At 69.8% G+C, this 24,584-nt stretch carries 16 protein-coding genes; 10 read left to right on the top strand and 6 right to left on the bottom strand.

Going from position 1 to position 24,584, the window contains the following annotated elements; all coding sequences use genetic code 11:
• The first annotated feature begins 14 nt into the window (after positions 1 to 14).
• From DTO57_RS05485 to DTO57_RS05500, 4 genes are read left to right on the top strand one after another with little or no spacing between them, the layout of a single operon-like run.
• Positions 15 to 1,253, top strand: coding sequence for a sugar ABC transporter substrate-binding protein (locus DTO57_RS05485; RefSeq protein WP_114117154.1), 1,239 nt, complete (start codon positions 15 to 17; stop codon positions 1,251 to 1,253).
• Positions 1,253 to 2,851 carry an ABC transporter permease subunit gene (locus tag DTO57_RS05490; RefSeq protein WP_114117155.1) on the top strand — a complete coding sequence of 533 codons (1,599 nt, stop codon included), beginning with the start codon at positions 1,253 to 1,255 and terminating at the stop codon, positions 2,849 to 2,851. The genes DTO57_RS05485 and DTO57_RS05490 overlap by 1 nt, the downstream gene beginning before the upstream one ends.
• The gene (locus tag DTO57_RS05495; protein ID WP_114117156.1) at positions 2,851 to 3,768 is read left to right on the top strand and encodes a sugar ABC transporter permease; all 918 of its coding nucleotides are present in this window, start codon (positions 2,851 to 2,853) and stop codon (positions 3,766 to 3,768) included. Before DTO57_RS05490 ends, DTO57_RS05495 begins: the two co-directional genes overlap by 1 nt.
• Before the next feature lie 40 nt (positions 3,769 to 3,808).
• Positions 3,809 to 5,758 carry a glycosyl hydrolase 53 family protein gene (locus tag DTO57_RS05500; protein ID WP_114117157.1) on the top strand — a complete coding sequence of 650 codons (1,950 nt, stop codon included), beginning with the start codon at positions 3,809 to 3,811 and terminating at the stop codon, positions 5,756 to 5,758.
• A gap of 66 nt (positions 5,759 to 5,824) precedes the next feature.
• On the opposite strand, the gene DTO57_RS05505 is transcribed toward DTO57_RS05500, so the two are convergent.
• The 4 genes from DTO57_RS05505 to DTO57_RS05520 are packed head-to-tail and all read right to left on the bottom strand — an operon-like array spanning position 5,825 to position 10,551.
• Entirely contained in the window at positions 5,825 to 7,351 is a 1,527-nt protein-coding gene (locus DTO57_RS05505; RefSeq protein WP_114117158.1) for a gluconokinase, read from the bottom strand.
• Positions 7,352 to 7,371: 20 nt separating this feature from the next.
• On the bottom strand, positions 7,372 to 8,391 hold the full coding sequence (locus DTO57_RS05510) for a zinc-binding dehydrogenase (protein WP_114117159.1): 1,020 nt from the start codon (positions 8,389 to 8,391) through the stop codon (positions 7,372 to 7,374).
• Positions 8,388 to 9,158 carry a glucose 1-dehydrogenase gene (locus DTO57_RS05515; protein ID WP_114117160.1) on the bottom strand — a complete coding sequence of 257 codons (771 nt, stop codon included), beginning with the start codon at positions 9,156 to 9,158 and terminating at the stop codon, positions 8,388 to 8,390. Before DTO57_RS05515 ends, DTO57_RS05510 begins: the two co-directional genes overlap by 4 nt.
• A 10-nt stretch (positions 9,159 to 9,168) precedes the next feature.
• A complete protein-coding gene (locus DTO57_RS05520; protein ID WP_114117161.1) occupies positions 9,169 to 10,551 on the bottom strand; it encodes a GntP family permease in 1,383 nt (460 codons plus the stop codon).
• A 110-nt stretch (positions 10,552 to 10,661) separates the two neighbouring features.
• On the opposite strand from DTO57_RS05520, the gene DTO57_RS05525 reads away from it, so the two are divergent.
• On the top strand, positions 10,662 to 11,351 hold the full coding sequence (locus DTO57_RS05525) for a FadR/GntR family transcriptional regulator (RefSeq protein WP_114117162.1): 690 nt from the start codon (positions 10,662 to 10,664) through the stop codon (positions 11,349 to 11,351).
• Here the strand turns inward: DTO57_RS05525 and rsmI are convergent, their stop codons facing one another.
• Positions 11,352 to 12,167 (bottom strand): 16S rRNA (cytidine(1402)-2'-O)-methyltransferase, encoded by an 816-nt coding sequence (rsmI, locus tag DTO57_RS05530; RefSeq protein ID WP_114117163.1) that lies wholly within the window; start codon positions 12,165 to 12,167, stop codon positions 11,352 to 11,354.
• 23 nt (positions 12,168 to 12,190) lie between these two features.
• Between rsmI and DTO57_RS05535 the strand changes: the two genes are divergently transcribed.
• The gene (locus tag DTO57_RS05535) at positions 12,191 to 13,720 is read left to right on the top strand and encodes a dolichyl-phosphate-mannose--protein mannosyltransferase (RefSeq protein ID WP_114117164.1); all 1,530 of its coding nucleotides are present in this window, start codon (positions 12,191 to 12,193) and stop codon (positions 13,718 to 13,720) included.
• A 52-nt stretch (positions 13,721 to 13,772) separates the two neighbouring features.
• On the opposite strand, the gene DTO57_RS05540 is transcribed toward DTO57_RS05535, so the two are convergent.
• A complete protein-coding gene (locus tag DTO57_RS05540; protein WP_114117165.1) occupies positions 13,773 to 14,609 on the bottom strand; it encodes an aldo/keto reductase in 837 nt (278 codons plus the stop codon).
• A gap of 87 nt (positions 14,610 to 14,696) precedes the next feature.
• Between DTO57_RS05540 and hrpA the strand changes: the two genes are divergently transcribed.
• The 4 genes from hrpA (at position 14,697) to DTO57_RS05560 (ending at position 24,155) form a co-directional block, all read left to right on the top strand.
• Positions 14,697 to 18,665, top strand: a complete 3,969-nt coding sequence (gene hrpA, locus DTO57_RS05545; RefSeq protein ID WP_114117166.1) for an ATP-dependent RNA helicase HrpA — start codon at positions 14,697 to 14,699, stop codon at positions 18,663 to 18,665.
• On the top strand, positions 18,662 to 20,725 hold the full coding sequence (locus DTO57_RS05550) for an acyltransferase family protein (protein ID WP_162785667.1): 2,064 nt from the start codon (positions 18,662 to 18,664) through the stop codon (positions 20,723 to 20,725). Before hrpA ends, DTO57_RS05550 begins: the two co-directional genes overlap by 4 nt.
• An 80-nt stretch (positions 20,726 to 20,805) precedes the next feature.
• Positions 20,806 to 23,013, top strand: a complete 2,208-nt coding sequence (locus tag DTO57_RS05555) for an NADP-dependent isocitrate dehydrogenase (protein WP_114117168.1) — start codon at positions 20,806 to 20,808, stop codon at positions 23,011 to 23,013.
• 167 nt (positions 23,014 to 23,180) lie between these two features.
• Complete coding sequence (locus tag DTO57_RS05560; protein ID WP_114117169.1) at positions 23,181 to 24,155, top strand: Gfo/Idh/MocA family protein; 975 nt, start codon at positions 23,181 to 23,183, stop codon at positions 24,153 to 24,155.
• Positions 24,156 to 24,584 lie beyond the last annotated feature (429 nt).

Here is a 24,584-nt window from a genome sequence, read left to right on the forward strand (position 1 = left end):
GGAAGGAGAACCCCATGAACAAGCGGATGTTCATCACTGCGACCGCTGCCGTCGGCGCGCTCGCGCTTGCCGGTTGCAGCGCCGACGCTGAGCCGACCACGACCGAGACCACGGCGGCCGAACAGGCCGGCGGATCCGGTGCCGAGATCGTCGTCTGGACCGACGCCGAGCGCGAGGAGGCCCTGAGCGCCGCGGCCGAGGCGTTCGAGGCCGACACGGGCGCGACCGTCACGCTCGTGCAGAAGAACTTCGAAGACCTGCGCAACGACTTCATCACGCAGGTGCCGACGGGCGAGGGCCCCGACATCACCGTCGGCGCGCACGACTGGCTCGGCGCCCTCGTGACCGCGGGCGTCGTCGACACGATCGACCTCGGCGACAAGACCGACGACTTCGAGGACGTCGCGGTCGAGGCCATGACCTACGACGGCCAGCTCTACGCGCTGCCGTACTCGGTCGAGACCGTCGCGCTCGTGCAGAACGCCGACCTCGTCGGCGAGGAGATCCCCGCGACCTGGGACGAGCTCGTCGAGCGCGGCCTCGAGGTCAGCGAGCGCCCGATCGCCGTCAACACCGAGGGCGAGACGGGCGACGGCTACACGATGTACGGCTTCCAGACGTCGTTCGGCGCTCCCCTGTTCACGCAGGACGAGACCGGCTCGTACTCGAGCGAGGTCGCGATGGGCGGCGAGAACGGCGAGGCCTTCGCGCAGTGGCTCAGCGACAACAGCCCGAGCGGCACCGGCTACCTGTCGACGACGATCGACTACGACATCAACAACGAGCTGTTCAACTCGGGCGAGACGCCCTTCACGATCCAGGGCCCGTGGGCGCTGTCGACGTACACCGACGTCGACAACATCGTCGTCGGCCCGATCCCGTCGGCCGGCGGCGAGACCGCCTCGCCGCTCGTCGGCGTGCAGGGCTTCTACCTGTCGTCGCAGAGCAAGAACGCCCTCCTCGCGCAGGAGTTCCTCGTGAACTACCTGTCGACGGAGGACGCGCAGCGCACCCTCTACGAGGCGGATCCGCGCATCCCCGCCCTCACGTCGCTCGCCGACGAGGTCGCCTCCGACCCGATCGTCGCGGGCTTCCTCGCCGCGAGCCAGAACGGCGTTCCCATGCCCTCGATCCCCGAGATGGGCGACGTCTGGGACCTCTGGAACGGTGCCGAGGTGCAGATCCTGAACGGCGCTGACCCCGCGAGCACGTGGAACACGATGGTCGAAGACCTCGAGGCCACCATCAACTGATGTCTACGCAGCTCTCCTCTCCCTCCCGCCCGCGCGGCACCTCGCACGCGCGCTCCTGGAGCGGCCGCGGCGCGGGCTTCCTCGTGAAGCTCCTGCTGATGGCCCTCGTGAATGCCCTCGGCATCGCCGCCATCCTCGCGGCGTGGTCGGCCGAGTCGTGGGTCATCCTCGGCGCGACGGTCGTCCTCACGATCGCGGCGGACGTCGTGTACTTCACCAAGCGCGCCCTGCCGCTGAAGTACCTCTTCCCCGGCCTGTCCTTCCTGCTCGTGTTCCAGATCTTCGTGTTCGGTTACACCGGTTACATCGCGTTCACGAACTACGGAACCGGCCACGCGGGATCGATGGAGCAGGCGGTCGACGCGGCCCTCATCCAGGATGAGAAGCGCGTCGAGGGAGCGGAGAGCTACCCCCTGACCGTCGTCGAACGATCGGGCGAGCTCGGCTTCGCGATCGTCGACGGCGACCAGGTGCGCGCCGGAACGGCGGAGGAACCCCTCGCCGTCGTCTCCGGCGCGACCATCGGCGACAACGGCGCGCCCGCGACCGTTCCCGGGTACGACGTCGTCACCCGAGCCGAGGTCCTGAGCGACACCGATCTGCAGCAGCAGGTCGTCTCGCTCCGCGTCCCCGTCTCCGACGACGCGGAGGACGGATCCATCCGCACCCGCGAGGGATCCACCGGATCCGTGTATTCCTCGAGCCTCGAGTGGGACGCCGACGCGCAGACCCTCACCGACACCTCGACCGGCCTCGTCTACGAGGCCGCCGACGACGGCAAGTTCCGCGCGTCCGACGGATCCGAGCTCGCCGCCGGCTGGTACGTCGGCGTCGGTTTCGACAACTTCGTCCGCGCGGTCACGGATCCGGACCTGCGCGGCCCGCTCGGGCAGGTCACGCTCTGGACCTTCGCCTTCGCGATCCTCTCGGTCGCGAGCGCGTTCGGGCTCGGCCTGCTGTTCGCGCTGATCTACAACGACCCGCGCATCCGCGGCCGCGCGCTCTTCCGCACGCTGTTCATCCTCCCGTACGCCTTCCCCGCATTCATGTCGGCGCTGCTCTGGCGCGGCATGCTCAATAGCGAGTTCGGCATCATCAACGACCTGTTCTTCTTCGGGGCGAACATCAACTGGCTCGGCGATCCGTTCCTCGCGAAGGTCGCGATCCTCTGGGTCAACCTCTGGCTCAGCTACCCCTACTGGTTCCTCGTGTGCACGGGCGCGCTACAGGCCATCCCGGAGGACACGCTCGAGGCCGCGACGATCGATGGCGCGGGGCGCTTCCGCCGCTTCCGCTCGGTGATCTTGCCGCAGCTTCTCGTGTCGACGGCGCCGCTCGCGATCTCGTCGTTCGCGGTGAACTTCAACAACTTCACGCTGATCTTCATGATGACCGAGGGCGGCCCGTCGTTCGGCGGCTCGACGGCCCTCGGCCACACCGACATCCTCATCTCGGCGATCTACCGCATCTCCGGCGTGCAGGGCGGATCGGCCGACTACGGCCTCGCGAGCGCCCTGTCGATCCTCGTCTTCATCGTGATCGGCATCATCTCGGCGATCTCGCTCCGCCAGACCCGCAAACTCGAGGAGATGAACTGATGTCCACCACAACAGAACTCGTCACGACCGGCGGCCGCGGATCCCGTTCGCATAACCCGCGCGGTGCCGCGCGCCGGATCCGCTGGTGGGCCGAGGTCGGCTGGAAGTACCCCGCCGCGCTCGTCGTGCTCTTCTATGCGGTGTTCCCGCTCGTCTACGTGCTCTCCGCGTCGTTCAACCCCCGCGGCAGCCTTGCCGGCTCGTCGAGCCTGTTCAGCGCCTTCTCGCTCGACAACTACGCGGCGCTCGGCGACACGCACTTCTGGACGTGGATGGGCAACACCCTCTACGTCGGCCTCGCGGCCGCCGTCGGCGCCGTGATCATGGGCGCCGCGGGCGCGTACGCGTTCAGCCGCTTCCGCTTCACGGGGCGCCGCGTGGGTCTCACGGCCCTGCTCGTGATCCAGATGTTCCCCCAGGCGATCGCGTTCGTCGCGGTGTTCCTCATGCTGCTCGCGATCGGCGAGGTCGTTCCGGCGCTCGGCATCAACTCGCGCATCGCCCTGATCTGCATCTACCTCGGCGGCGCCCTCGGCGCGAACACGTTCCTCATGTACGGGTTCTTCAACTCGATTCCCCGCGACCTCGACGAGTCGGCGAAGATCGACGGCGCGACGCACGCACAGATCTTCTGGCGCATCATCATGCCGCTCGTCACGCCGATCCTCGCGGTCGTCGGCCTGCTGGCGTTCATCTCGTCGTTCGGCGACTTCATCCTCGCGAAGATCGTCCTGACGAGCGAGGAAAACTGGACGCTCGCCGTCGGAATGTACCAGTGGGTCTCGAACCAGCTCACGAGCCGCTGGGGCCTCTTCGCCGCGGGCGCCGTGCTCGCGTCGATCCCCGTGCTCGCCCTGTTCCTGTCGCTGCAGCGCTACATCGTCGGCGGCCTCACCGCGGGATCCGTCAAGGGATAACCCGCTCCCCTCCCTCCAACACCCGCACGAAGGAGTGCCCATGTCACCTCGCCCGATCATCGCGATCGCCGCCGGTGCCGCCCTCGTGGCGGCGCTGGCGGCGCCCGCCGCGGCCGACACCGCCCCGGATCCGATCACCGTTCCCGCGGTCGACGGCCTCGACGACGGCTTCATGCTCGGCGTCGACGTCTCGTCGGCCCTCTCGCTCGAGGAGTCGGGCGTCGTCTTCCGCGACGACGCCGGATCCCCCGCCGACCTCTTCGAGGTGCTCGCGGATCACGGCGTCTCCGACGTGCGGATCCGCGTCTGGAACGACCCGTTCGACGCGGCCGGCAACGGATACGGCGGCGGCAACGTCGACGTCGACCGCGCCCTGGAGATCGGCAAGCGCGCCGACGCCGCCGGCCTCGGCGTCGTCGTCGACTTCCACTATTCCGACTTCTGGGCCGACCCCGGCAAGCAGCACGCCCCGAAGGCGTGGGAGGGGTACACCGTTGATGAGACCGCGAGCGCGGTGCACGACTTCACCGCCGACGCCCTGACGCGCTTCGCAGGCGCCGGCATCGACGTCACGATGGTGCAGGTCGGCAACGAGACCAACAACGGCGTCGCCGGCGTCTCGGGCTGGGACGACATGGCCGAGGTGTTCCGTGCCGGATCCGCCGCCGTGCGCGAGGCGGCCCCCGACGCGCTCGTCGCGCTGCACTTCACCAACCCCGAAACCGCGGGGCGCTACGACGCCGCGGCCGCGGCCCTCGACGCGCGCGGCGTCGACTACGACGTGTTCGCCTCGTCGTACTACCCGTATTGGCACGGCAGCCTCGAGAACCTCACCACGGTGCTCTCGCGCGTCGCCGACACCTACGACAAGAAGGTCGCGGTCGTCGAGACCTCGTGGGTGCACACGCTCGACGACGCCGACGGCCACGAGAACACCATCACCGAGGCGTCCGAGGCGACGGCCTTCCCCATCAGCGCCCAGGGCCAGGCGACCGCGTTCCGCGAGGTCGTGCAGGCCGTCGCGAACGTCGGCGACGCCGGCGTCGGCGTCTTCAGCTGGGAGCCCGCGTGGCTGCCCGTCGGCTCCCCCGACGAGCTCGAGGCCAATCAGCAGAAGTGGGAGCAGTACGGATCCGGTTGGGCGGCGAGCTACGCGGCCGAGTACGACCCTGACGACGCCGGCCGCTGGTACGGCGGATCCGCCGTCGACAACGAGGCGCTCTTCTCCGCCGATGGCACCCCGCTCCCCTCGCTGCGCGTCTTCGAGTACGTGCGCACGGGCGCGACCGGGCCAGTCGTCGTGACCGAGATCCAGCGCGTTTCCCTCACCATGAACGAGGGCGACGAGGTCTCGCTCCCCTCGCACCTGCGCGTGACGTATAGCGACGGCACCGTCAACGAGGAGGCAGTCTCGTGGGACGCGCCGGGCTCGTACCCGCTGGGCGTCCACACGGTCGAGGGCACGACCGAGGCCGGCCACGCCGTCTCGGCCACCGTCACGGTGCGCGAGCGCTCCTACCTCCCGGGCGGCGGTTTCGAGGGCGACGGCGCGGGCCTCTGGTCGCTCGCCGGCACCGGCGGATCCATCGGCTGGCAGGCCGACGCCGTCGAGGGCGAGAACGCCCTGCACTTCTGGAACGACGCCGATTTCACCGGATCCGCGTCGCAGACGGTCTCCGGGCTCGAGCCCGGCCGCTACGCCGCGATCGCGACGAGCCAGGGCGCGATCGCCGAGGCCGACGCCGTGACCCTTACGGTGACGGCCACCCCGACGCACCTACCCCCGCAGGCCTCGGACCGCGCCCGCGCCGCGCAGACGCGCACGGCCGAGGCGCCCCTCGCGTTCGACGGCTGGCGGGCATACGCCACCGCCGAGACGCCCGCGGTGCAGGTCAAGAAGGGCGCCGACGTCACGGTCGAGATCTCGTGGGATCTCACGGCCGAGGCGTGGGGCACGATCGACGACGTGCGGCTGATCCGCATCGGCTAGAAACGCAAAAGGCGGGGCGCAATGCGCCCCGCCTTTTGCTCTACCGTCGGTCGCGTCGCTCCGCGCTTAGTCGCGCGACAGCGGCAGCCGGCTGCCGATCTCCTGCAGCTTCGTGTTGGCCGGGAGGAGCGCCGTGTAGAGCTGCTCGAACACCGGCAGCAGCTCCTCGTACACGCCGCTATCGTCGCTGACGGGCTCGGTGATGCCCTCGACGGGCGACATCTCGGCCGCGACGTCGATCGACTCGATCAGGCCGAGGGCCTGCATGCCGAGGAGCGCGGCGCCGAAGCCGGATCCCTCGGTCGACGCCGGGAACGCGATCTCGGATCCGAAGGCGCTCGCGAGCGTCTGTCGCCAGATCTCGTGCTTCATGACGCCGCCGGTCGCGCGGATCTCGTCGATCTCGAGGTCGGCCTGAGCGAGCGACTGCTTCACGAGCGCGAGCTGCAGGGCGACGCCCTCGACGGCCGCGCGCACGAGGTGGGCGCGGCGGTGTGCGCGGGTGAGGCCCACATAGGCGCCGCGGGCGACGCCGCCCCAGCGGGGAGCGCGCTCGCCGAGCAGGTACGGCAGCATGAGCAGCCCGCCGGATCCGGCCGGAACGGTCATCGCCTCGTCGAGCAGCTGGGCGGTCGACAGCTCGGCGTCGCCGTCGGCGAGCTCGCTGCGCACCCAGTCGAGCACGATGCCGCCGTTGTTGATGGCGCCGCCGATGACCCAGCGATCCTCGGTCAGGGCGTAGCAGAACACGCCGCCGTTCGGGTCGACGACGGGGCGGTCGACGGCGACGCGCAGCGCGCCGCTCGTGCCGACGGAGCAGGCGGCGACGCCGTGGCGCACCGCGCCGACGCCGAGGTTCGCGAGGGGGCCATCGCCCGCTCCCGCGACGACGGCGGTCTGCTCGGGCAGGCCGACGGCCGATGCGACCTCGGCAGTGAGGGCCGGGACGATGTGCGTCGTCGAGACCAGCTTCGGGAGGTTCTCGGGGGCGATGCCGGCGAGCGACAGCGCCTCCTCGTCCCAGTCGAGGCGGTGAATGTCCATGAGGCCCGACGCCGAGGCGAGCGAGTGATCGGTGACGAGTTCGCCCGTCATGCGCCACATCACCCAGTCCTTGATGCCGGCCCAGCGGGCGGCGCGCGCGTGGAGCTCCGACTCGTGTGCGCGGAACCACATGAGCTTCACCAGCGGCGACATCGGGTGCACCGGCGTGCCGGTGCGGCGGTGCAGCGCGAGGCCGGCGTCGGTCGCGCGCAGCGCCTCGGCCTCGGCGGCCGCGCGGGTGTCGCCCCACGTGAGAACCGGGGTCAGCGGCTCGTTGTCGTCGCTCAGCGCCATGAGGCTGTGCATCGCGCTCGAGAAGCTCAGGCCGCGCACGTTTTCGGCGCCGACCTCGGCGACGACCTCGCCCAGCCCGAGCACAACCGCGTCGAAGATTCGGTGCGGATCCTGCTCCGCGCGGCCCGTGGCCGGCACGTCGAGCGGGTATCCGTGAGACGCCTCCGCGATGGAGGATCCATCGACGCGGAACGCGACGACCTTCGTGGCCGTCGTGCCCAGGTCGATGCCGATGACGACGTCGGTTGTGCTCATAGGTGGGGCTGGTCTTTCTCTCAGAGGGCGGGGTCGTCGAGAACGACGACGACCTTGCCCGAAACGGATCCGTCGCGCGCGATCTCGAACGCCTCGCGCACATCGGCGACGGGGATCGAGTGCGTGACGACCGAGGCGATCGCCGGACGGGCGGCGAGAATCTCGATCGCCTCGTCGATCTCCTCGTGGAAGCGGAACGCACCGCGCAGCTCGATCTCCTTCGAGATCACGGGCGCGAGGTTGATGCCGCGGGGCTCGTTCGGCACCATGCCGATCTGCACCAGCACGCCGCGGCGGCGGGCCGCGACGGCGGCCGCGCTGATCGCGACGGGAGCGCCCGAGCACTCGAGCACGACGTCGAACGCCTCGGCGGGGAGGGTGTCCTCCCCCGCGCGCACGATCTCGTCGGCGCCGAGCTCCCGCGCCCGCTCGAGCGGCTGCGGCAGCACGTCGGTGACCGTGATGTGCGCGGCGCCGCGGGCCTGCGCGGCCACGATCGCGAGCAGGCCGATGGGGCCCGCTCCCGAGACGAGAACGCGCGCGCCCGTCAGGTCGCCGGCGCGGGTGGCGCCGTGAAGCGCCACACCGAGGGGCTCGGCGAGGGCCGCGAGGTCCATACCGACGCCGTCCGGAAGGCGGCGCACCATGTCGCGCTCGACGACGATGAGGTCGGCCATCGCGCCCTGCGTGTGGGGCCACGTCGCGGCGCTGCCGAGATACGACCCGCCGGGCCACAGGTGCGGCTCGCCCTCGGTGCCCGGCACCTCGTGGCCGAAGCGCGCGGGGTGCACCGTGACGGGCGTTCCGGGGGCCAGCTCGCCCGACGGATCCAGCTCGACGGTGCCCGACAGCTCGTGACCGGGGATCAGCGGCTCGCGCACGACGTACTCGCCGTTCGCGCCGTTGAAGTAGTAGTGCAGGTCCGAGCCGCAGATGCCGACGCGCGCGACGCGGATCCGCACCTGACCCTCCGAGACCTCGGGGGTGGCGGCGTCGCGAACCTCGATCTGCTCGCGACCATCGATGAATACGGCCCTCATACGACTGCCGTCATTCCGCCGTCGACGACCAGGTTGTGGCCGGAGACAAAGCTCGATGCGTCGGACGCGAGGAACAGGAGCGCGCCGCGAAGCTCGCTCACGTTGCCCCACCGCTGCGCGGGGGTGCGCTGGGTGAGCCAGGCGTCGAATTCCGGATCCTCGACGAGCGCGCGGTTCATCTCGGTGGCGAAGTAGCCGGGCGAGATGGCGTTCGCCTGCACGTTGTGGCGCGCGAGGTCGGCGGCCATGCCCTGCGTGAGCATGGCGACGCCGCCCTTGGATGCCGAGTACGGCGCGATCGTCTGGCGCGCCAGCTTCGACTGCACCGAGGCGATGTTGATGACCTTGCCCGAGCCGCGCTCGACCATGCCCGGCGTCACCTGGCGCGACACGTAGAACATGCTCGAGAGGTTGCTCGCGATGACCGCGTCCCAATCGGCCGGAGCGAACTCCTGGATCGGCGCGCGGCGCTGGAGGCCGGCGTTGTTCACGAGGATGTCGGGAACGCCGTGCGACGCGATGAGGGCCTCGACCCCCGCCGCGACCTCGTCGGCGCTCGTCACATCGAAGCGCACCGAGTCGGGACGAGCCCCGGTGGCGGCCTCGATGCGGTCGGCGGCCTCGGTGAGGGCCTGCGCATCGCGGCCGTGGAGCACGACGCGCGCGCCCGCCTCCGCGAGCGCGAGCGCGAGCTCGCGGCCCAGCCCGCGCGACGAACCCGTCACGAGGGCGAGGCGGCCGGAGATATCAAAGAGATCGGATCCCATTGCCCACTCCTTAGAAGATCGCGTAGACGGCGAGGACGATTGCGAAACCGATGAGCGACTCGATCGCCTGCTGCACCGTCCAGGTCTTCAGCGTGGTCTTGACGTCCATGTTCATCAGCTTGCCGACGAGCCAGAAGCCCGAGTCGTTGACGTGGCTACCGAACACACTTCCCGCGGCGGTCGCGAGCGTGATGGCCGCGATGTCGACGGTGCTGAAGTCGCCCGCGAGGACGGCGGGTGCCATGAGGCCGGCCGTCGTGACGAGCGCGACGGTCGCGGATCCCTGCGCGAGGCGCAGGAGCACCGAGATGATGTAGGCCGCGAAGATGACGGGCAGACCGAGGTCGGCCAGCACGTCGGCGAGCGCGTCACCGATGCCCGAGGCGCGGAGCACGCCACCGAACATTCCGCCGGCGCCCGTGATGAGGATCACGGAGGCAACGGTGCCGAGGGTGCCGTCGACGAGCTTCTCGAGCGCGGATCCGGTCTCGCCGCGGAACTTGCCGAGGACGAGCATCGCGATAAGCACCGAGATGAGGAGGGCGACGGGCGCCGTGCCGATCATCGACAGGGCCTGGGCCCAGGTCGCGTTGGTGTCGACGACGCCGATCGAGCCGAGCGCGTTGAGGCCCGTGTTGAAGAGGATCAGGACGATCGGGATGAGGAGGATCGCGATGACGACGCCGGGCTTCGGCGGGTTCTGCGGCTGATCCTCGTCGACCTCGCCGAACAGGGCGGGGACGGGAAGCGGGATGCGCTTGCTGATGAAGCGACCCCAGACCTGACCCGAGAGGTACCAGGTCGGGATGACGACGACGATGCCGACGAGCAGCACGATGCCGAGGTTGGCGCCGTAGAGCTCGGTCGCCGAGACGGGGCCGGGGTGCGGCGGCAGGAACACGTGCATGACGGAGAAGGCGGCGGCGCCCGTGATTCCGTACAGCAGGAGGTTGTTACCGCCGAGGCGACGCGCGACCGCGAAGATGATCGGCAGCATGACCACGAGGCCCGCATCGAAGAAGATCGGGAAACCGAGGATGAGCGAGGTGACACCGAGCGCGAACGCGGCGTTCTTCTCACCGAAGATGCGCACCATCATCTCGGCGATGGCCTTCGCGCCACCGGACGATTCGATGAGCTTGCCGAGCACGGCACCGAGGCCGATCAGCAGGGCGACGGACCCGAGGGTTCCGCCGAAGTCGCTCGTGAGCTGGGCGACGATCTTGCCGAGCGGAAGGCCCGTGGCGATCGCCGTCAGGAGCGACACGATGATCAGGGTCAGGAACGCGTGAACGCGCAGCTTGATCACGAGGAACAGGATGAGCGCGATCGCGACGACCGCGATCGAAAGCAACGGGCCAGCGCCGAGCGTCTGGGTCCATTCTTCTGTCATGGCTTCTCCGTTGAAGAGGCATGGGCGTCGCGAAGTTGCGGCGCCGTGAACGAAAAGTACTACTTATGCAAATGGTAAAGTAACACTAATACCGCATAAGGGGAAGCGCGATGGCCGCACTGCATGGCGATATCACTGATGATCTCGGCGCCCGGATCGCGTCGGGCGAGCTCCCGACGGGGGCTGTTCTGACGCTGGCCGGCCTCGAGAGTGAATATGACGCGTCGCGTACCGTTGTGCGAGAGGCAGTTCGCGTTCTCGAGACGATGGGCCTCGTCGCGAGCCGTCGGCGCGTCGGCATCACGGTGCGCCCGCGCGACGATTGGGACGCCTTCTCACCCCAGCTGATCCGCTGGAGCCTCCAGAGTCCGCTGCGCCAGCAGCAGCTCGAGTCGCTCATGGAGGTGCGCGTCGCGATCGAGCCGACCGCGGCCCGGCTCGCCGCCACCCGCGCGACGACGACTCAGCGCGCCGAACTCCGGCGCCTCGCGGCGCGCCTCGCCGAGCTCGGCGCGACGGGTCAGGGCGCGAGCGACGAGTTCCACGCCGTCGACGTCGAGTTTCACGCCCTGTTGCTGCGCGCCTCGGGCAACCCCCAGATCTCGGCGCTCTGCGAGCCCGTGCGCGAGGTTCTCGCGGGTCGCGCGCGCCTCGGCCTGACCCCCGCGGTTCCCGCCGACGGCACGCTCGAGCTACACATGGAGGTCGCCGAGGCCGTCGCGCGCTCGGCCCCGAATGAGGCCGAGACCTACTCCCGCGACCACATGATGCGGGTGTGGAACGAGATCCACGCCGACTGATCAGCGCGCGGCGAGCGCCGCCTCGTAGAGCTCGCGCGAGGAGACGTCGGCGACGGCCGACACCTCGCGGGCCGCGTCCTTGAGGCGCGCGCCGTCGGCGACGAGCGCCTGCACCTTCACGAGCGCCTCCTCGAGCGAGAGCCCCGTGGCGCTCGCGCCCTCGACGACCAGCACGACCTCGCCGCGCACGCCCTCCGAAGCCCAGTCGGCGAGCTCGGCCAGCGTTCCGCGCACGACCTGCTCGTACATTTTGGTGAGCTCGCGGCAGACGGCGGCGCGGCGGTCGTCGCCGAACACCGCGGCCATGTCGCGCAGGGTCTGCTCCGTGCGCGTGGGCGCCTCGAAGAACACGAGCGTGCGCGGATCCTGTGCCACGGCGCCGAACGCGCGCGCCTTCTCCCCCGCCTTGCGCGGCACGAAACCCTCGAACGCGAAGCGATCCGTCGGCAGGCCGGAGATCGCGAGCGCCGTGAGCACCGCGCTCGGACCGGGAATCGCCGTGACCTCGACGCCCGCGGCGACGGCCGTCGCGACGAGCCCGTAGCCCGGGTCGCTCACGGTCGGCATGCCGGCGTCGCTCAGCACGACGAGGTCCTCGGTGCGGGCAAGCTCGACGAGCTCGGCCGCGACCCTCTTCTCGTTGTGGTCGTGCAGCGGCACGAGGCGCGGGCGGTTCGGGATCTGTAGCGCCGCGAGGAGCTTCTGCGTCGTGCGCGTGTCTTCGGCCGCGATCGTGGTGGCCGAGGTGAGCACCTCGATCAGCCTCCGGGAGGCGTCGCCGAGATTTCCGATCGGGGTGCCCGCGAGGATGATCATGGGATCCAGAATAGGCTGGTCGCGTGATCGAACGCCTTACGTCCCGCCGAGCGTGGCTCGCGACCCCTCAGGCCATCTGGGTGTCGCTTGCCGTCGTCACGGTCGCGGCGGCCCTCCTCCGGTTCGTCGGGCTGAGCGGCCCGCACACGCTGCTCTTCGACGAGACCTACTACGTCAAGGACGCGTGGAGCCTCATCCACCTCGGCTACGAGGGCACGTGGGGTGACGACCCCAACCCCGCCTTCGAGGCGGGCGATGGATCCGGGTACTCGGACACCGGATCCTTCGTCGCGCACCCGCCGCTCGGAAAGTGGATCATCGGGCTGGGCCTCGCGCTCTTCGGCAACAACCCCTTCGGGTGGCGCGTCATGACGGCGGTCGTCGGAACGGCGCTCGTGCCGCTCGTCTTCGCGATCGCGAAGAAGATCACGACGTCGGGCTGGCTCGGCATCATGGCCGCGCTCCTGCTCGCGATCGACCCGCTCGCGATCTCGATGAGCCGCGTCGCCCTGCTCGACACGCACCTCGCGTTCTTCATCCTGCTGGGCGCGTGGTTCGCGCTGCTCGATCGCGACGGCACCGTGCGGCGGATCCGCGAGGGCGCGGAGGCCAACCGGCTCGCCGGTCCCGTCGTCTGGCGCCGCCCGTGGCTCATCGCCGCGGGACTCGCTCTCGGCTTCGCGTCGGGCGTCAAGTGGTCGGGCCTCTACGCCCTCGCGATCCTCGGCCTCGCCGTCGTCGCGGCCGACTACGTCGACCGCCGCCGCGCCGGCATCGCGCGCCCGATCGAGGCCGCGATCAGCCGCCAGGGCCCCGCCTCGTTCGTGCTGCTCGTCTTCCCCGCGATCCTGACCTACCTCGTCAGCTGGGCGGGCTGGCTCGTCACCTCGGGCGGCTACGACCGCGGATCCTCGTCGAACCCGTTCGTCGCACTCTGGAACTACCACCGCTCCGTGCTGAAGTTCCACGAGGGCGTCACCTCGACCCACACCTACGCGAGCCCCGCGATCGAGTGGATCCCGATGCTCAACCCGACGCTCATGTCGCGCGAATCGACCGACGACGGATCCGTCGGGCTCATGGCAGCCCTCCCGAACCCCCTGCTGTGGTGGGTCGGCGTCGCCGCCGTCGCCTACCTCGTGGTGCGGGTCGCCCTCGCGTACGCGCGCCGCAAGCGGGTGCACGGATCCGACCTCATCCCGATGATCGGCGTGCTCGGCACCTACGCGCCGTGGCTGCTCCTCCCCGACCGCACGATGTTCACCTTCTACGCGATCACGATCCTGCCCTTCGTGATCCTCGCCGTCGTGATCGCGGCGAAGCGGCTCGCCGAGCCGACGGATCCGGTGCTGCTGCCCGACGCGACCCGCACGGAGATCCGCCACGAGCGCGATCGCGTCGAGGCCGCTGCCGGCACCCGCCGCGTCGCCGTCTTGGTCACGCTCGCCGCCGTCACCGCCGTCGGCCTCTTCTTCCTGCCGTTCGGCACGGGGTGGATGGAGCCGGAGGCGCTCTACAAGGCGCACCTCTGGCTGCCGAGCTGGTTCCTCTAAACGCACAAAACCGCCGCCACCCCGATCGGGTGGCGGCGGTTTTGTGTGCGGGTTACTTCAGCTCGAGCGGGTGCGAGCCCACGCGGCCCGAACCGTCCTGCGGGTCGAGGGCGTCGATCGCGGCGACCTCTTCGGCCGTCAGCTCGAAGTCGAACACGTCGAAGTTCTGCTCGATGCGCTCGCGCTTGACCGACTTCGGGAAGACGATGAAGCCGCGCTGCAGGTGCCAGCGGATGACGGCCTGCGCGGGCGACTTGCCGTGCGCCTCGGCGGCCGCGACGACGGCGGGGTTCTCGAAGAGCGGGTACTTGCCCTGGCCGAGCGGGCCCCACGACTCGATCTTCGTGCCGTGCTCGGCGGCCCAGTCGAGCACGTTCTGCTGCTGGTAGGCGGGGTGCAGCTCGATCTGGTTGACGGCCGGGACGACGCCCGTGTCCTTCACGATCTGGTCGAGGTGCTCGGGCAGGTGGTTCGAGACGCCGATCGAGCGCGAGAGGCCCGCGTCGCGGATCTCGATGAGCTTCTGCCAGGCGTTCGAGTAGGTGCCCTTGTCGGGAACCGGCCAGTGGGTCAGGTACAGGTCGACGTAGTCGAGCTGCAGCTTGTCGAGGCTCTCGCGGATCGCGGCGTGCGGCTCCTCGCCCGCCTGGCGGTCGTTCCAGAGCTTCGTCGTGATGAAGAGCTCGTCGCGGGCGATGCCGCTCTTCGCGATCGCCGCGCCGACGCCCTCCTCGTTGCGGTAGATGGCGGCGGTGTCGATGTGGCGGTAGCCCGCCTCGAGCGCCTCGGTGACGGCCTTCTCGGCCTCGTCGGCGGGGACGAGGAAGACGCCGAAGCCGAGCTGGGGGATGTCGTAGCCGGAATTGAGTTTCACGGTGGGAACGGTCATGGCCCCAGCCTAGAGTTACGGGGAGGTCACGGAGCGGGAAATGACGAAACGTTCCATTCCGCCCCGCCCGTCGTAGACTGGAACGCCATGCCTGAAGCCGCTCCCGTCATCATCTACCCGCCCGAACTGCCCGTCAGTGGTGCGCGCGATGAGATCGCCGACGCGATCCGCGACCACCAGGTCGTCGTCGTCGCCGGCGCGACCGGATCCGGCAAGACGACCCAGCTGCCGAAGATCGCCCTCGAGCTCGGACGTTCCTCGATCGCGCACACGCAGCCGCGACGCCTCGCCGCGCGCACGATCGCCGAGCGCATCGCCGAGGAGATGCGGGTCGAGCTCGGCACGACGGTCGGCTACAAGGTGCGCTTCACCGATCAGGTCTCGGCCGAGACCAAGATCGCGCTGATGACCGACGGCATCCTGCTCAACGAGATTCACCGCGACCGGCTGCTGCGCCGCTACGACACGATCATCATCGACGAGGCGCACGAGCGCTCGCTCAACGTCGACTTCCTGCTCGGCTATCTCAAGCGGATCCTGCCCGAGCGCCCCGACCTCAAGGTCATCATCACCTCCGCGACGATCGACCCCGAGTCGTTCGCCGCGCACTTCGCCTCGCCCGATGGCACCCCGGCCCCGGTCATCGAGGTTTCCGGCCGCACCTTCCCGGTAGAAATCCGCTACCGCCCCTTCGGCCCCGCGTACACAACGACGCAAAAATTGGGCTCAGAGCCACAACACGCCGAGGAATCGGGTGACGACGACGAAAATTTGCGTCGTCATGTACGGGACGAGCGGGGGTATGCGGCCGAGGATGAGGTCGGGGCCATCGTTGAGGCCCTTCGGGAGCTCGACCGCGAGGCTCCCGGGGACGTGCTCGTGTTCCTTCCCGGCGAGGCCGAGATCCGGGACGCCATGGACGCCGTCCGCGGCGCCTTCACCAACCCCGCCGCCCCCACCGAGGTCCTCCCCCTCTACGGCCGGCTGAGCGCCGCCGAACAGCACCGGGTCTTCGAGCGCTCGACGGTGCGCGGGCTGAAGCGCCGCGTGATCCTCGCGACGAACGTCGCGGAGACCTCGCTCACCGTTCCCGGCATCAAGTACGTCATCGACGCCGGCACGGCGCGCATCTCGCGCTACGCCAGCCGCGCGAAGGTGCAGCGCCTGCCCATCGAGGCGATCTCGCAGGCCTCGGCGCAGCAGCGCTCGGGCCGCGCGGGCCGCACGAGCGACGGCATCGCGATCCGCCTCTACGCGCAGGACGACTTCGACAAGCGCCCCGAGTTCACGGACCCGGAGGTGCTCCGCACCTCGCTCGCCTCTGTCGTGCTGCAGATGCTGTCGCTCGGCTTCGGCGACATCCAGGCGTTCGACTTCCTCACGCCGCCAGATTCCCGCGGCGTCAAGGCCGCGTTCGACCTGCTGACCGAGCTCGGCGCCGTCACCCTCACGCGCGGCGAGCCGAGGCTCACGAAGATCGGCCGCCAGATCGCGCGCCTGCCGATCGACCCGCGCTTCGCGCGCATGCTCGTCGAGGCGGCCCGCGTCGGCGTGACCGACGACGTGCTCGCGATCGTCGCGGGCCTGTCGATCCAGGACGTGCGCGAGCGCCCCGAGGAGCAGCGCGAGCAGGCGACGGCCGCGCACGCGCGGTTCACGGATCCGTCGAGCGACTTCCTCTCGCTGCTGAAGCTGTGGGAGCACCTGCGGAAGCGGCAGAAGGATCTCGGATCCAGCGCGTTCCGCCGCGAGGTGCGCGCCGACTTCCTGAACTACGTGCGCGTGCGCGAGTGGTTCGATGTGCACCGCCAGCTGCGCTCGCTCACGCGCGACCTCGATCGCGCCGCGCAGGCACCCGAGACGACCCCCGCGACCGAGGGCGGCCACCCGCGCGGCGACGCGATCCACCGCGCCATCCTCGCGGGTCTCCTCAGCCAGATCGGCGTGCTCGACGAGCGCGAGGCGAACAAGCAGCGCGGCGCGAAGCGCCCGGGACCTGCCGTGTACCGCGGCGCTCGGGGCGTCTCGTTCTCGATCTTCCCCGGATCGGGCCTCCGCAAGGCCAAGCCGAAGGCCGTCATGACGGCCGAGCTCGTCGAGACCTCGCGGCTCTTCGCCCGCACGGTCGCGGCGATCGACATCGCGTGGGCAGAGTCTCTCGCGGGCGACCTCGCGAAGCGCCAGATCACCGAGCCGCACTGGTCGAAGGACGCCGGCGCCGCCGTCGCCTACGAGAAGGTCACGCTCTTCGGCGTCGAGATCGTGCCGAAGAGACGGATCCAGTTCGCCCGCGTCGACCGCGCCGCGGCGCGCGAGATGTTCGTGCGGCACGCGCTCGTCGAGGGCGAGTGGGATCCGCAGGTACTCGCGAAGCCCGTCACGCGCTTCCTGCGCGTCAACGCCGAGCTGCGCCGCAAGCTCGAGAAGCTCGAGGAGCGGGAGCGCCGGCGCGACATCCTCGCGGGCGACGAGGCCGTCTACGCGTTCTACGAGGCCCGGATCCCCGCCGACGTGTTCGACGTGCGCAGCTTCGAGAAGTGGTGGCGCGGCGCGCTCGAGACGACGCCGAACCTGCTGTCGATGCGCGAGCAGGACCTGCTCGACGGCGAGGCGACGAGCGACGCCCGCGACTTCCCGACGCGGTGGGCTCAGGGCGACCAGACGCTGAACCTCGCGTACCGCTTCGAGCCCGGCGCGGCCGACGACGGCGTGAGCGTCGTGATCCCCCTCGCGCTGCTCGCCTCGATCGAGGCGCGCGGCTTCGACTGGCAGGTTCCGGGCCTCCGCGCCGAACTCGTCACGGCGATGCTCAAGGCGCTCCCGAAGGCGACGCGCCGCCACGTCGTGCCCGCCGCCGACTGGTCGGCGAAGTTCGCCGAGGAGCTCGCGAACCTCGGCCCCGAGAGCACGAACGGCCTGCCCGAGCAGGGGCTCGCCGACGCGCTCGCCCGGCTCGTGCAGCGCCAGGCAAACCAGCCCGTGACGGCCGCCGACTTCGACCTCGAGCGCGTGCCCGGGCACCTCACGATGAACTTCCGCGCCGTCGACCACCGCGGCCGCGTCGCCGGAAACGACCGCGACCTCGACGCCCTCAAAAAGAAGCTGAGCGGTAGAGCGCGCGATTCCGTCGCGCAGCAGATCAGCCGCGCGACGCCCGCGCAACAGGTCGCGCAGGCGACCGGATCCGCCCCGCAGGGCATCGAGAAGAAGGGCCTCACCGCCTGGACCTTCGGCGACCTGCCCGCGCAGGTCGACACCCGCGTCGCCGGCGGCGTCGTGCGCGGCTACCCCGCGATCATCGACGAGAAGACCTCCGTCGCGATCCGGCTCGAGGCCACCGCCGACGAGGCCGCCTTCCAGACCCGCAGGGGCCTCGCGCGCCTGCTCGCCCTGACGGTGCCCTCCCCCGTGTCGTACGTGCAGGAGCACCTGTCGTCGCAGGAGAAACTCGCCCTCGCCGCCGCACCCTACGCGTCGGCCAAGGCGGTGATCGAGGATTGCCGCGCGGCGATCTTCGACGCCGCGATCGCGGCCCGCGGATCCGTGCGCACGCAGGCGGAGTTCGACGCGCTGCGGCAGGAGGTCACGCAGTCGAGCGTCGACGGCGTCTTCGAGGCCGTATCGCTCGTCGCGAAGATCATCACCGGCTGGCGCGACGTCGAGCGCGCCATGAAGCGCGCGAACTCGATGTCGCTCCTCGGCGCGCTGAACGACGTGCGCGGCCAGCTCGAGGGCCTCGTGCACGCCGGCTTCGTGCGCGAGACCGGCCTCGAGCGCCTGCGCCACCTGCCCCGCTACCTTCAGGGCGCGAAGATCCGCGTCGAGCAGCTCGCCGACGCCGCCGGCCGCGACCGCGCCTGGATGACCGAGTTCGAGAAGGCATCGAAGCTCTTCGCCGACGCCGGCGGATCCGTGCCCCTCGGCGAGCGCGCCGACGAGAAGATCGTGCACGCGCGCTGGATGCTCGAGGAGCTGCGCGTCGGGCTGTTTGCCCAGCGCCTCGGCACTGCCGAGACGGTGTCGGTGCAGCGGATCCAGAAGGCCCTGAATTCGTGAGCGCGAAGACGAAGCAGCGCCTCGACATCCAGGGCCTGCGCGCCGTCGCGGTCGTCGCGGTCATCGCGGCGCACGTCACGGGCGTGCCGCAGGGCGGCTTCGTCGGCGTCGACATCTTCTTCGTGATCTCGGGCTTCCTCATCACGGGGTTGCTGCTGCGCGAGACCGCCCGCACCGGCACGATCTCGTTCCGGAAGTTCTACGAGCGGCGCGCGAAGCGGATCCTGCCGGCCGCCGTCATCGTCCTCGCCGCGACGATCGCGGCCTCCTTCGCGTTGCTCGGCAAGACGGGCGGGAAGGGCGTCGCGGTCGACGCGCTGTATAGCGCGTTCTTCGCGGGAAACTGGCGCTTCGCAATCGAGGGCGTCGACTACTTCGCCGAGGGCACGCCGCCCTCGCCCCTGCAGCACTTCTGGTCACTCGGCGTCGAGGAGCAGTTCTACCTCGTCTGGCCGTGGGTCATGCTCGGCATCGTCGCGATCGCGGCGCGGTCCGGCTGGCGCGCGCAGAGGGCGCGGCGCCTCACCCGCACCCTCATCGTCGCGCTGAGCCTCGTCTCGTTCGTCTGGGCGCTCATCGAGACGCAGACGAACCCGACCTTCGCCTATTTCTCGACATTCTCGCGGGCGTGGGAGCTCGGCATCGGCGCGATCCTCGCGTTCCTCCCGGGGCTCTCGCTCTCGCTCCTCGTGCGGCGGATCCTCGCCTGGGCGGGCCTCGCCGGCATCGCGCTCTCGATCGTCGTGATCAGCGAGTCGTCGTCGCTGTGGCCCGCGCCCCTCGCGCTGCTGCCGGTGCTCAGCACCGCGCTCGTGATCGTCGCGGGGATCTATGCGTCGGAGGACGAGGCCGCGTACGGCCCCTGGATCCTTACGAACCGCGTCGCGACCTACCTCGGCGACATCTCGTACAGCCTCTACCTCTGGCACTTCCCCATCGCGATCCTCGGCGTGACGCTGCTGCCGGCCGGCAGCAAGCGCTACTACCTCGCCGCGATCGTGCTCACGCTCGCGCTGTCGATCGCGTCGTTCCACCTCGTCGAGAACCCCGCGCGGCGCGCGACGTGGTTCCGCTGGTCGGGCGGGCGGATCCGCGGAATCACGCGGGCGTGGATGCCCGTCGGCGTCGCGCTCGTCGCGGTCTGCGCGCTGGGCGCCGCCGGCATCGCCGGCACGGCGACCCTCCGCGGCGAGGCCGCCCCCGGCCCGACCGCGCAGGTCGTCGCCGACCCGACCGCGACCCCCGCGGATCCGGAGAACGTAGATCCGGCCGCCTGCTGGGGTGCCGGATCCATGCTCTACCCGGAGGCCTGCGCCGACGTCGACCTCGGCGCGATCCAGCCCGCCGCCGACGCCGTCCTGAGCGACACCGGCGGCGCCTACGAGTGCTACAACGCCGAGGACGCCCCCGTGAACTCGTGCACCTACGGCTCCGACGACGCCGGGCTCAAGGTCGCCCTCGTCGGCGATAGCCACGCCGCCGCGCTCCTCCCCGCGCTCTGGCCCCAGCTCGACGCCCTCGGCTGGTCGGTCGACACCTACCTCGGCCGCGGCTGCGCGCTCGTCGACCACGTCGACGGCGCCACCGACTGCGACCAGGCCCGGCCCGACATCAACGCGGCCCTCACCTCGGGCGACTACGACATCGTGCTCACGACGTCGACGCGCAAGTTCGCGCTCGATGCCGACGACCAGAAGGCGATCCTCACGCAGATCCGCGACGCCGGATCCGAGGTCATCGTCGTGCGCGATAACCCGCTGCCGACCGACGAGGCCGTCGCCTGCGCGAACCGCATCGCGGCGACCGCCGCCGACAAGTGCGGCACCGACGAATCGGTCGCGCTCGAGAACCCCCACTCGCTCGCCGACGCCGCGGATGACCTCGGCATGCCCGTCGTCGACCTCACCGACCTGTACTGCGCCGACGGGTCCTGCCCCGCCATCATTGGCAACACGCGCGTCTACCGCGACTCGGCGGGACACACCACCGCGACCTGGGCGACGACGATCAGTAAGACGCTCGGCGAGGCGCTGCGCGACGCCATGCCCGCGGAACGCTGATCTGCCATACCGGCCGCACTCCGGTATCTTGATGTCGAGAGAATTCTCGCTTTCCGATTCATCCTGGAGTGGCTCGACGTATGTCCAAGATCATCTACACCCACACCGATGAGGCACCGCTTCTCGCGACCTATTCGTTTCTCCCGATCATCGAGGCTTACGCGGGGAAGGCGGGTGTCGAGTTTGAGACCCGTGACATCTCCCTCGCCGGCCGCATCCTCGCGCAGTTCCCCGAGCGCCTCACCGAAGAGCAGCGCGTTGGCGACGCCCTGACCGAGCTCGGCGAACTCGCCAACGACCCGTCGGCGAACATCATCAAGCTGCCGAACATCTCGGCCTCGATCCCCCAGCTCAAGGCCGCCATCGCCGAGCTGCAGGCCAAGGGCTACGACGTCCCGAACCTGCCCGAGGCGCCCTCGACCGACGAAGAGCGCGACTTCTCGGCCCGCTACGACAAGGTCAAGGGCTCGGCCGTCAACCCCGTCCTCCGACAGGGCAACAGCGACCGCCGCGCGCCCGGCGCCGTGAAGGCCTATGCGAAGGCTCACCCGCACCGCATGGGCGACTGGGCAGCCGACAGCAAGACCCGCGTCGCCCACATGTCGGGTGGCGACTTCTTCTCGAATGAGAAGTCGTGGGTCGCCCCCGCGGCCGACACGCTGCGCATCGAGCTCGTCGACGCCTCCGGCAAGGTCACGGTGCTTAAGGAGTCGCTGCCGGTGCTCGAGGGTGAGGTCATCGACGGCACCTTCATGAGCGCGAAGGCCCTCGACGCCTTCCTCGCCGAGCAGGTCGCCGCGGCCAAGGCAGACGGAGTGCTGTTCTCGGCGCACCTCAAGGCGACGATGATGAAGGTCAGCGACCCGATCATCTTCGGTCACGTCGTGCGCGCCTTCTTCGGCGACGTCTTCGCCGTCTACGGCGACGACCTCGCGGCCGCGGGCCTCAGCGCCAACGACGGCCTCGGCGCGATCTACGCCGGTCTCGACCAGCTCGCGAACGGCGCCGAGATCCGCGCCGCCTTCGACAAGGCCCTCGCGGAGGGCCCGGCCGTCGCGATGGTGAACTCCGACAAGGGCATCACCAACCTACACGTGCCGAGCGACGTCATCATCGACGCCTCGATGCCTGCGATGATCCGCGGCGGCGGCAAGATGTGGAACGCCGAGGGCAAGGAGCAGGACACCCTCGCGGTGATCCCCGACTCGTCCTACGCCCGCGTCTACGACGCGGCCGTCGAAGACTGCAAGGCCAACGGCAAGCTCGACCCCGCCACGATGGGCACCGTTCCCAACGTCGGGCTTATGGCGCAGAAGGCGGAGGAGTACGGCTCGCACGACAAGACGTTTGAGATCCCCGTGGACGGCACCGTGCGCATCGTCACGAGCGCCGGCGAGACCGTCATCGAGCACGCGGTCGAGGCCGGCGACATCTGGCGCGCCTGCCAGACCAAGGACGCGCCGATCCGCGACTGGGTCAAGCTCGCCGTCACGCGTGCGCGCCTGTCGAACACGCCCGCCGTGTTCTGGCTCGACGAGAACCGCGCCCACGACGCGAACCTCGTCGCCAAGGTGAACGCGTACCTGCCCGAGCACGACACCGAGGGCCTCGACATCCGCATCCTCGCCCCGGCCGAGGCGACGCGTCTGTCGTTCGAGCGCATCCGCCAGGGCCTCGACACGATCTCGGTCACGGGCAACGTGCTGCGTGACTACAACACCGACCTGTTCCCGATCCTCGAGGTCGGCACGTCGGCGAAGATGCTCTCGATCGTTCCGCTGATGGCGGGCGGCGGTCTCTTCGAGACCGGTGCCGGTGGATCCGCGCCGAAGCACGTGCAGCAGCTCGTCGAGGAGAACTACCTGCGCTGGGACTCGCTCGGCGAGTTCTTCGCCCTCGCGGCGTCGTTCGAGCACCTCGCCCAGACGACCGGCAACGCCAAGGCACAGGTCCTCGCGACGACGCTCGACAAGGCCACCGCGACGTTCCTCGAGCAGGACCGTTCGCCGGGCCGCAAGCTCGGCACGATCGACAACCGCGGCTCGCACTTCTACCTCGGCCTCTACTGGGCCCAGGAGCTTGCGGCCTCGGACGACGCCGAGCTCGCCGCGGCCTTCGGCCCCCTCGCCGAGAAGCTCGCCGCCAACGAGCAGACGATCGTCGACGAGCTGCTCGCCGTGCAGGGCAGCCCCGCCGACATCGACGGCTACTACCGCTCCGACGCCGCCAAGACCGCGGCCGTCATGCGCCCCTCGGCGACGCTCAACGAGGCGATCGACCAGTTCTGATCGCGCGCTGAGGCGGGCCGGATCCTTCGGGATCCGGCCCGCTTTGCATTGGGGCGTCCCAACTCTGCATTTCTCCGTCAAGTCAGCTGTTGCCGTCGGATGAGTTGACGGAGAGTTGACGATTTGCCGCGATCCCGCCCCGTTCGGCCGCCACTAGGCTTGGCGGCATGACACTTCGATGGGGAATTCTCGCAACCGGCGGCATCGCCCGCGCCTTCGCAAAAGACCTGCACGTGGCGGGCCTCGACCTGCGCGCCGTCGCGTCGCGTTCTCAGGAGTCGGCCGACGCGTTCGCGGCCGAGCTGAACATCCCGACCGCGCACGGATCCTACGACGCCCTCTTCGCGGATCCGGAAGTGGACATCATCTACATCGCGACGCCGCACCCCATGCACGTCGCGCCCGCGCTCGGGGCGCTCGAGGCCGGCAAGCACGTGCTGATCGAGAAGCCGATCACCGTCAACGCGAAGGAGGCCGCGGCGATCCGCGACCTCGCCGCCGAGAAGGGCCTGCTCGCCATGGAGGCGATGTGGACCAGGTACCTTCCGCACATGAAGCGGATCCACGAGATCCTCGACGCCGGCACGCTCGGCGAGATCCGCGTGATCTCGGCGGATCACACGCAGTCGACGCCGACGGATCCGGCGCACCGCATGAACGCGCTCGAGCTCGGCGGCGGCGCGCTGCTCGACCTCGGAATCTACCCGCTCTCGTTCGTGCACGACATCCTCGGCACGCCGACGACGATCCAGGCATCGGCGCGCTTCCTCGACACCGGCGCCGATAGCGAGGTCGCGACGGTGATGACGCACGCCTCCGGCGCGCTCTCGACGACGTTCTCCGGGTCCCGCAGCGCTGGCCCGAACTCGGCCCACATCGTCGGCACCCTCGCGCGCATCGACATCGACCGCGTCTGGTACACCGCGACTTCGTTCACGGTGACGGCGCCCGACGGATCCGTTATCGAGCGTTTCGAGAGTGCGATCGACGGACGCGGAATGCAGTACCAGGCGCTCGCCGCCGAGCACGCCGTCGAGTCGGGCGTCGCGCCCGCCGAGCTCACGATCGACGAGAGCGTCGAGATCATGGGCACGCTCGACGAGATCCGCCGCCAGATCGGCCTGGTGTACCCGGGCGAGTAGGGGTTTCCGCCTCACCAAACTCGGAAGAATCACGGGAATCGGAGGGTTGGGCTAGTTTCCCCCGATTCTCGTGATTTCTCCGATTCTCGTGGTGGGTGTTTTTTCGTGCGGCGGATCCACGACACCGAGCTCGGAAGAATCACAAGACTCGGAGGATTCGACCCAAAACCTCCGACTTCCGTGACATCTCCGACTCTCGTGACGCGAGGCCGGCCGCGCACCACGAATCCGCCCCGCCGAACTCGGAAGAATCACGAAACTCGGACGCCTCCTCCCAAAACTTCCGACTGCCGTGATTTCTCCGACTTTCGTGGCGCGTCGCCCTCCGCGACACCGAACTCGGAAGAATCACGAGAATCGGAGGGTTCAGCCCACAATCCCCGAGCCTCGTGATTTCTCCGAGGTTCGTAAGCCAGGGTCTGCGGATCC

The organism is Microbacterium sorbitolivorans (assembly GCF_003327285.1).
Taxonomy (GTDB): domain Bacteria; phylum Actinomycetota; class Actinomycetes; order Actinomycetales; family Microbacteriaceae; genus Microbacterium; species Microbacterium sorbitolivorans.

Excerpts from the sequence above, each read along its gene's own strand:
- DTO57_RS05485 (WP_114117154.1), top strand. The coding sequence starts at position 15 with ATGAACAAGCGGATGTTCATCACTGCGACCGCTGCCGTCGGCGCGCTC.
- DTO57_RS05490 (WP_114117155.1), top strand. The coding sequence starts at position 1,253 with ATGTCTACGCAGCTCTCCTCTCCCTCCCGCCCGCGCGGCACCTCGCAC.
- DTO57_RS05495 (WP_114117156.1), top strand. The coding sequence starts at position 2,851 with ATGTCCACCACAACAGAACTCGTCACGACCGGCGGCCGCGGATCCCGT.
- DTO57_RS05500 (WP_114117157.1), top strand. The coding sequence starts at position 3,809 with ATGTCACCTCGCCCGATCATCGCGATCGCCGCCGGTGCCGCCCTCGTG.
- DTO57_RS05505 (WP_114117158.1), bottom strand. The coding sequence starts at position 7,351 with ATGAGCACAACCGACGTCGTCATCGGCATCGACCTGGGCACGACGGCC.
- DTO57_RS05510 (WP_114117159.1), bottom strand. The coding sequence starts at position 8,391 with ATGAGGGCCGTATTCATCGATGGTCGCGAGCAGATCGAGGTTCGCGAC.
- DTO57_RS05515 (WP_114117160.1), bottom strand. The coding sequence starts at position 9,158 with ATGGGATCCGATCTCTTTGATATCTCCGGCCGCCTCGCCCTCGTGACG.
- DTO57_RS05520 (WP_114117161.1), bottom strand. The coding sequence starts at position 10,551 with ATGACAGAAGAATGGACCCAGACGCTCGGCGCTGGCCCGTTGCTTTCG.
- DTO57_RS05525 (WP_114117162.1), top strand. The coding sequence starts at position 10,662 with ATGGCCGCACTGCATGGCGATATCACTGATGATCTCGGCGCCCGGATC.
- rsmI (WP_114117163.1), bottom strand. The coding sequence starts at position 12,167 with ATGATCATCCTCGCGGGCACCCCGATCGGAAATCTCGGCGACGCCTCC.
- DTO57_RS05540 (WP_114117165.1), bottom strand. The coding sequence starts at position 14,609 with ATGACCGTTCCCACCGTGAAACTCAATTCCGGCTACGACATCCCCCAG.
- hrpA (WP_114117166.1), top strand. The coding sequence starts at position 14,697 with ATGCCTGAAGCCGCTCCCGTCATCATCTACCCGCCCGAACTGCCCGTC.
- DTO57_RS05555 (WP_114117168.1), top strand. The coding sequence starts at position 20,806 with ATGTCCAAGATCATCTACACCCACACCGATGAGGCACCGCTTCTCGCG.
- DTO57_RS05560 (WP_114117169.1), top strand. The coding sequence starts at position 23,181 with ATGACACTTCGATGGGGAATTCTCGCAACCGGCGGCATCGCCCGCGCC.